At 65.0% G+C, this 6,550-nt stretch carries 3 protein-coding genes; all 3 read left to right on the forward strand.

Annotated features, from left to right (window positions below):
* Positions 1-516 precede the first annotated feature (516 nt).
* Complete coding sequence (locus tag H8B02_RS11705; RefSeq protein ID WP_376711642.1) at positions 517-1,740, forward strand: efflux RND transporter periplasmic adaptor subunit; 1,224 nt, start codon at positions 517-519, stop codon at positions 1,738-1,740.
* Complete coding sequence (locus tag H8B02_RS11710) at positions 1,737-4,910, forward strand: efflux RND transporter permease subunit (RefSeq protein WP_229166379.1); 3,174 nt, start codon at positions 1,737-1,739, stop codon at positions 4,908-4,910. Before H8B02_RS11705 ends, H8B02_RS11710 begins: the two co-directional genes overlap by 4 nt.
* A 296-nt stretch (positions 4,911-5,206) precedes the next feature.
* Positions 5,207-6,397: an ABC transporter substrate-binding protein gene (locus H8B02_RS11715; protein WP_212316812.1), complete on the forward strand. Its 1,191-nt coding sequence runs from the start codon at positions 5,207-5,209 to the stop codon at positions 6,395-6,397.
* Positions 6,398-6,550: the final 153 nt, after the last annotated feature.

Consider the following 6,550-nt stretch of genomic DNA (forward strand, 5'->3'; position numbering starts at 1 on the left):
TGACCGTATTGGCGATACCACCGGGTGTCAATGTGTGTTCGGATGACAACCGCGCTGTCAACTACGATTCCGCCGCGCAGCGGGAGGTTGAATAATGGAACTCGCCCGGTCTTGCCATCTGCGCACCAGTGGTTGTTGCGCCAAAGGTCGAATCGGCAGCGGTGTGACGAATCTGTGAAGCGCGCTCGCGTTGTGATTGATTCGGGACGATCCGTCAGTGATCTCGCAGCTCCGATAGGCCAGCCAAACTGCCCCTTTTCGTCGTCACGGTTTCGCGATCACGTCGTAAGGCTTTCAGACTACGCAACTATTTGCTTGATCCGAGGGCCATCTTGAACAGACTGGGGTGCGGCTACATCTGTGACGTCCGCCGCCGCGACATCGCGGTGGTCCATCCGCGCTGAATCACGGCAATTTCAATTGCGACTTTCGTAGCCCTGCTTTGGTCGTCGTGCTTTCGTTGTTCTGGGGGAGAGGGAATTGGGTTCGATTGACAAAGCGGAGCGTGTGGCTCCCGTGACCGCCGTCGAGCGTCATTCGCTTCGGCGCCATGTATGGCTCGGCCTCGCGCCGATCGGGCTTTTGGCCGCGCTGACGCTCGGCGGCTGCGATGACAAGAGCGCGCAGTCGCAGGCCGCGCCTCCGCCGCCGCCCGTGACCGTCGCGCAGCCGGTCAAGCGCATCGTCACCGACTGGGACGAGTTCACCGGCCGCTTCGAAGCGGTCGAGGAGGTTCAGGTCCGCGCCCGCGTCGGCGGCTTCGTCAACAGCGTCGAGTTCAAGGACGGTGCGATCGTCCATGCCGGCGATCTGCTCTACATCATCGACCCGCGGCCGTTTGAGGCGGTAGTGCTGCAGGCCGAAGGCCAGCTCGCCGACGCGCGCGCCAAGGGGGAGCTTGCCAAGCGCGATCTCGAGCGCGGGCTCAACCTGGTGCAGACCAGCGCGGTCTCGGAGCAGGTCGTCGACCAGCGCCGTCAGGCGTTGCAGGCGGCGCGCGCCGCCGAAACGCAGGCCGAGGGCACGCTGAAGGCCGCGCAGCTCAACGTCGAATTCAGCCATGTGCTGGCGCCGATCACCGGCCGCGTCAGCCGGCATCTGGTGACGCCGGGCAATCTGGTGCAGGGCAGCGAGAGCGGAGCGACGCTGCTGACCTCGATCGTGTCGCTCGATCCGATCTACATCTATTTCGACGTCGACGAGGCGACCTATCAGCGCAACAGCAAGCTGTGGTTCGAAGGCCGGCGGCCGAGCTCGCGCGATACGGCGAACCCGGTGCAGGTGACCCTGACCGGCGAAACCAAGCCCTCGCATGAGGGCAAGATGGACTTCCTCGACAACCGCCTCGACGTTTCCACCGCAACGCTGCGCAGCCGCGCGGTGATCCCGAACAAGGACCTGTCGATCCTGCCCGGCCAGTTCGGCCGGGTCCGCCTGATCGGCTCCTCGCCCTATGAGGCGCTGCTGATCCCGGACAGCGCCATCGCCACCGACCAGTCGCGCAAGATCGTGTTCGTGGTCAAGGACGACAACACGGTGGAAGCACGAACGGTCACGCTCGGACCGCTGGATGAGGGCCTGCGCGTGATCCGCGACGGCCTCAAGCCGGAGGACCACGTTATCGTCGACGGGCTGCAACGCGCCCGCGTCGGCGCCAAGGTGACGCCGAAAATGGCCCAGGCTCCGGCGGAAGCCAAGCCTGCGGCAGCAGACAAGCCGGCGGCAGGTGCGAAGCCATGAATCTCGGCAGGCTTTCCATCAACCAGCCCATCCTCGCGATGGTGCTGTCGATCGTGCTGCTGATCGTCGGCGCGATCGCCTATCCGACGCTGCCGGTCTCGGAATATCCGCAGGTGGTGCCGCCGACCGTCGTCGTCACCACGCAATATCCGGGCGCCTCGGCGCAGACCGTGTCCGATACCGTCGCCGCTCCGATCGAGCAGGAGATCAACGGCGTCGAGGACATGCTGTATCTCTACAGCCAGGCGACCTCGAACGGCCAGCTCACCATCACCGCGACCTTCAAGCTCGGCACCGACCTCGACAAGGCCCAGGTGCTGGTGCAGAACCGCGTCGCGATCGCGCAGCCGCGGCTGCCCGAAGAGGTGCAGCGCAACGGCGTGACCACGCGCAAGAACTCGCCCGACATCCTGATGGTCGTGTTCATGCTGTCGCCCGACGACACGTTCGACCAGCTTTACATTTCCAACTACGCGCTGCTGCAGGTCCGCGACCAGCTGTTGCGGCTCGACGGCGTCGGCGACATCCAGATGTTCGGCGCGCGCGATTACTCGATGCGGCTGTGGCTCGATCCCGACCGGATCGCCAATCTCGGCCTGACCTCGGGCGAGGTGCTGGCGGCGATCCGGGCGCAGAACCTGCAGATCGCGGGCGGGCAGATCGCGGAGCCGCCGATCGCCGATCGCGCCTTCCAGCCGAACCTCGTCTTCACCGGCCGCCTCAAGGACATCAGGCAGTTCGAGGACATCGTGGTGAAGGCCGGCTCCGACGGCCGTACCGTGCGGCTGCGCGACGTCGCCCGTGTCGAGCTCGGTGCGCTGTCCTACGCCACCAACAGCTTCCTGCTGCGCAAATCGGCCGTGGCCCTGCTGGTGACGCAACGGCCCGGATCGAACGCGCTCGCCACCGCCAAGAGCATCTCCGACACGATGGAGCGGATGAAGGCGAGTTTCCCGAAGGGGCTCGACTACAATATCGGCTACAACCCGACCGAATTCATCGCCCAATCGGTCCATGAGCTGATCAAGACGATCTACGAGGCGATGGCGCTCGTCGTCATCGTGGTGCTGGTGTTCCTGCAGGGATGGCGGCCTGCGATCATCCCGATCATCGCGATCCCGGTGTCGCTGGTCGGCACCTTCGCGGTGATGGCCGCGCTCGGCTTCTCGATCAACAATTTGACGCTGTTCGGCCTGGTTCTCGCGGTCGGCATCGTGGTCGACGACGCCATCGTGGTGGTGGAGAATGTCGAGCGCCATCTTGAGCACGGCATGTCCAGGCGCGACGCTGCGCTCAAGACCATGGAGGAGGTCGGCGGCGCGCTGGTCTCGATCGCGCTGGTGCTGTGCGCGGTGTTCGTGCCGACCGCCTTCCTCGGCGGCATCTCCGGGCAGTTCTTCCAGCAATTTGCGGTGACGATTGCGGTCGCGACCGCGATCTCCTGTTTCTGCTCGCTGACGCTGTCACCGGCGCTGGCTTCGCAGATCCTGGTGCCGCATGCGGAGAAGCGGCCGCCGGCGCGCTGGAACATCATCGCGCGCGGCTGGGACAGCTTCACCGGGCTGTTCAACCGCGTGTTCGACCGGCTGGCCCATGGCTATGCCGCCGTGGCCGACTTCGTGATCCGGCATACGGTGGTGATGGTCGTGATCTACCTCGCGCTGATCGGCAGCGCCGGCTGGCTGCTCGCGACCACCTCGCAGGGCTTCATCCCGGCGCAGGACCGCGGCTACGTCATCATCTCGGCGCAACTGCCGGGCGCCGCGTCGCTGGCGCGGACCACGGCTGTCGTGCGCGAGATCGAGCGGATCGCGCTGGATACGCCGGGCATCGTTCGCGTCGCGGCCTTCGCCGGCTTCTCCGGCGCGACGCGCACGCAGGCGGGTAATGCCGCGGCGTTGTTCCCGGTGTTCGACGAGCCGGAGGCACGCCTGAAGAAGGGACTGACGGCGACCGCGATCACGGCCGACCTGCGCAAGCGTCTGTCGGTGATCCAGGGAGCCTTCATCATCGTCATTCCGCCGCCGGCCGTGCCCGGTATCGGCACCGGCGGTGGTTTCACCATCCGCGTCCAGGATCGACAGGGGCGCGGGCCCGAATTGCTGGCGTCCGCGACCGACGAACTGGTGTTGGCCGCGCGCAAGTCACCGAGCCTCACATCGGTGTTCTCGCCGTACTCTGCGAACACCCCGCAGCTGTTCGTCGATATCGATCGCGTCAAGGCGCAGAAGCTCGGCGTTCCCATCGCCAACATCACCGACACGATCGAGACCTATTTCGGCTCGACCTATGTCAACGACTTCAACCTGTTCGGGCGCACCTACCACGTCACGGCGCAGGCGGACCTGCCGTTCCGCAAGGAGACCACCGATCTTTCGCGGCTGCGCACCCGCAACGGTGCCGGCGACATGGTGATGCTCGGCAGCGTCGTGGACTTCAAGGACATCTCGGGCCCCGACCGTGTCGCGCGCTACAATCTCTACTCGGCGTCCGAACTGCAGGGTGAGCCGGCGCCGGGCGTCAGCTCGACGACGGCGCTCAACACCATCAAGAAGCTCGCCGACGAAACCCTGCCCAGCGGCTTCTCGTTCGAATGGACCGACCTGTCCTACCAGCAGGTCAACGGCGCCAACGCCGGCCTCTACGTGTTCCCGATCTGCGTGCTGTTCGTCTATCTGGTGCTGGCCGCGCAATATGGCAGCTGGACACTGCCGTTCGCGGTGATCCTGATCGTGCCGATGTGCCTGTTCGCGGCCACCATCGGCGTGCGCATCATGGGCCAGGACGTCAACATCCTGACCCAGATCGGCTTCGTGGTGCTGGTGGGGCTCGCTGCCAAGAACGCGATCCTGATCGTCGAGTTTGCGCGCGATATCGAGCTCGAGGGCCGGCCACGGCTGGAGGCGGTCATCGAGGCCTGCCGGCTCCGCCTGCGGCCGATCCTGATGACGTCGTTCGCCTTCATCCTCGGCGTGCTGCCGCTGGTGCTGTCGACCGGCTCGGGCTCGGAGATGCGCCAGGCGGTCGGTGTCGCCGTGTTCTTCGGCATGCTCGGCGTCACCCTGTTCGGCCTCGTCTTCACGCCGATCTTCTACATGGTGGTGCGCAACCTCGCGGAAGGAAAGAACGAGGGCAAGCCGAAGGAACCCGCAGCGAACGTGGCGGGGTAGCGGGCGGCATTCGGCGTACCGCGGCAGCAAGTCCTTCCCCGTCATCGCTGAGGTGCGAGCCCTTGCGAGCCTCGAAGGATGCACGGCCACCAGCCGGGCCGTCGACCCTTCGAGGCTCGCCCAGCGGCGCAATTGCGCCGCAAGGCTCGCACCTCAGGGTGACGGAGCAGATATTGTGCGGACTTGCGTCGGCAGCCCATACTAACGGCTGAGCGGAAAGAGATGGGCAGGCGCGGGGTTATAAAATAATGTCGCGCCGATTTTTCCTGATGAGAGACTGCTGGGAGAGCACAAAAATGAAGTCGGGATTTTTGGCTGCGGTCGCGGCTTGCAGCTTGATGCTTGCGGCGCCGGCGTCGGCACAAGGTGTCAAGATCGGCATCCTGAACGATCAGTCCGGCGTCTACGCCGACTACGGCGGAAAGTATTCGCTCGAGGCGGCGCGGATGGCGGTCGAGGATTTCGGCGGCGAGGTGCTAGGCCAGAAGATCGAGATCGTCACCGCCGATCATCAGAACAAGCCGGATCTCGCGACCGCGATCGCGCGGCGCTGGTACGAGGTCGAGAACGTCGACATGATCACCGAGCTCACCACTTCGTCGGTCGCGCTCGCGGTGCAGGAGCTGTCCAAGGAAAAGAAGAAGATCGACATCGTGGTGGGTGCGGCGACCTCGCGCATTTCAGGCGACGCCTGCACGCCCTACAGCTTCCACTGGGCCTACGACACTCGCGCGCTGGCGGTCGGTACCGGCGGGGCGCTGACGGAAGCGGGCGGCGACACGTGGTTCTTTCTGACCGCCGACTACGCCTTCGGCTACGCGCTGGAAAAGGACACCAGCGACATCGTCGCCTCGAAGGGCGGCAAGGTGGTCGGCTCGGTCCGCGTGCCGCTCAACTCGTCGGACTTCTCGTCCTTCCTGCTGCAGGCGCAGAGCTCGAAGGCCAAGATCATCGGGCTTGCCAATGCCGGGCTCGACACCACCAACTCGATCAAGCAAGCAGCCGAGTTCGGCATCGTCAGGGGCGGCCAGAAACTCGCCGGCCTGCTGATGACGCTGTCGGAGGTGCACGGTCTCGGGTTGGAGGCCGCCCAGGGTCTTGTCCTCACCGAAGGGTTCTACTGGGATCACGACGACGCCTCGCGCGCTTTCAGCGAGCGCTTCATCAAGCGCACCGGCCACATGCCGAGCATGATCCATGCCGGCACCTACTCGGCGACGCTGAGCTATTTGAAGGCGGTGAAGGCCGCCGGCACCAAGGACAGCGAAGCGGTCGCCGCTAAGCTGAAGGAGCTGCCGGTCGACGACGCCTTTGCCAAGGGCAAGGTGCTCGCCAACGGCCGCATGGTCCACGACCTCTATCTGTTCGAGGTCAAGAAGCCGTCGGAATCGAAGAAGCCGTGGGATTATTACAAGCAACTCGCCGTGGTGCCGGGCGACAAGGCGTTCTTCACCGCCAAGGACAGCGGTTGCCCGCTGACCAAGTGATGCGTGGCTGACGCATCACGCAGCTCGCGACACAACATCATCGTCGTCCCTGCCTTGTGCGCAATTGCGCACTGGAGCAGGACCCATCACCACCGCACTTTGTTGTGAGATCGGGCTGGGGCCCCAGCCATCGCAAAACTCGACCCTGTGGTT

Origin of the sequence: Bradyrhizobium altum (assembly GCF_020889705.1) — a bacterium.
Lineage (GTDB): Bacteria > Pseudomonadota > Alphaproteobacteria > Rhizobiales > Xanthobacteraceae > Bradyrhizobium > Bradyrhizobium altum.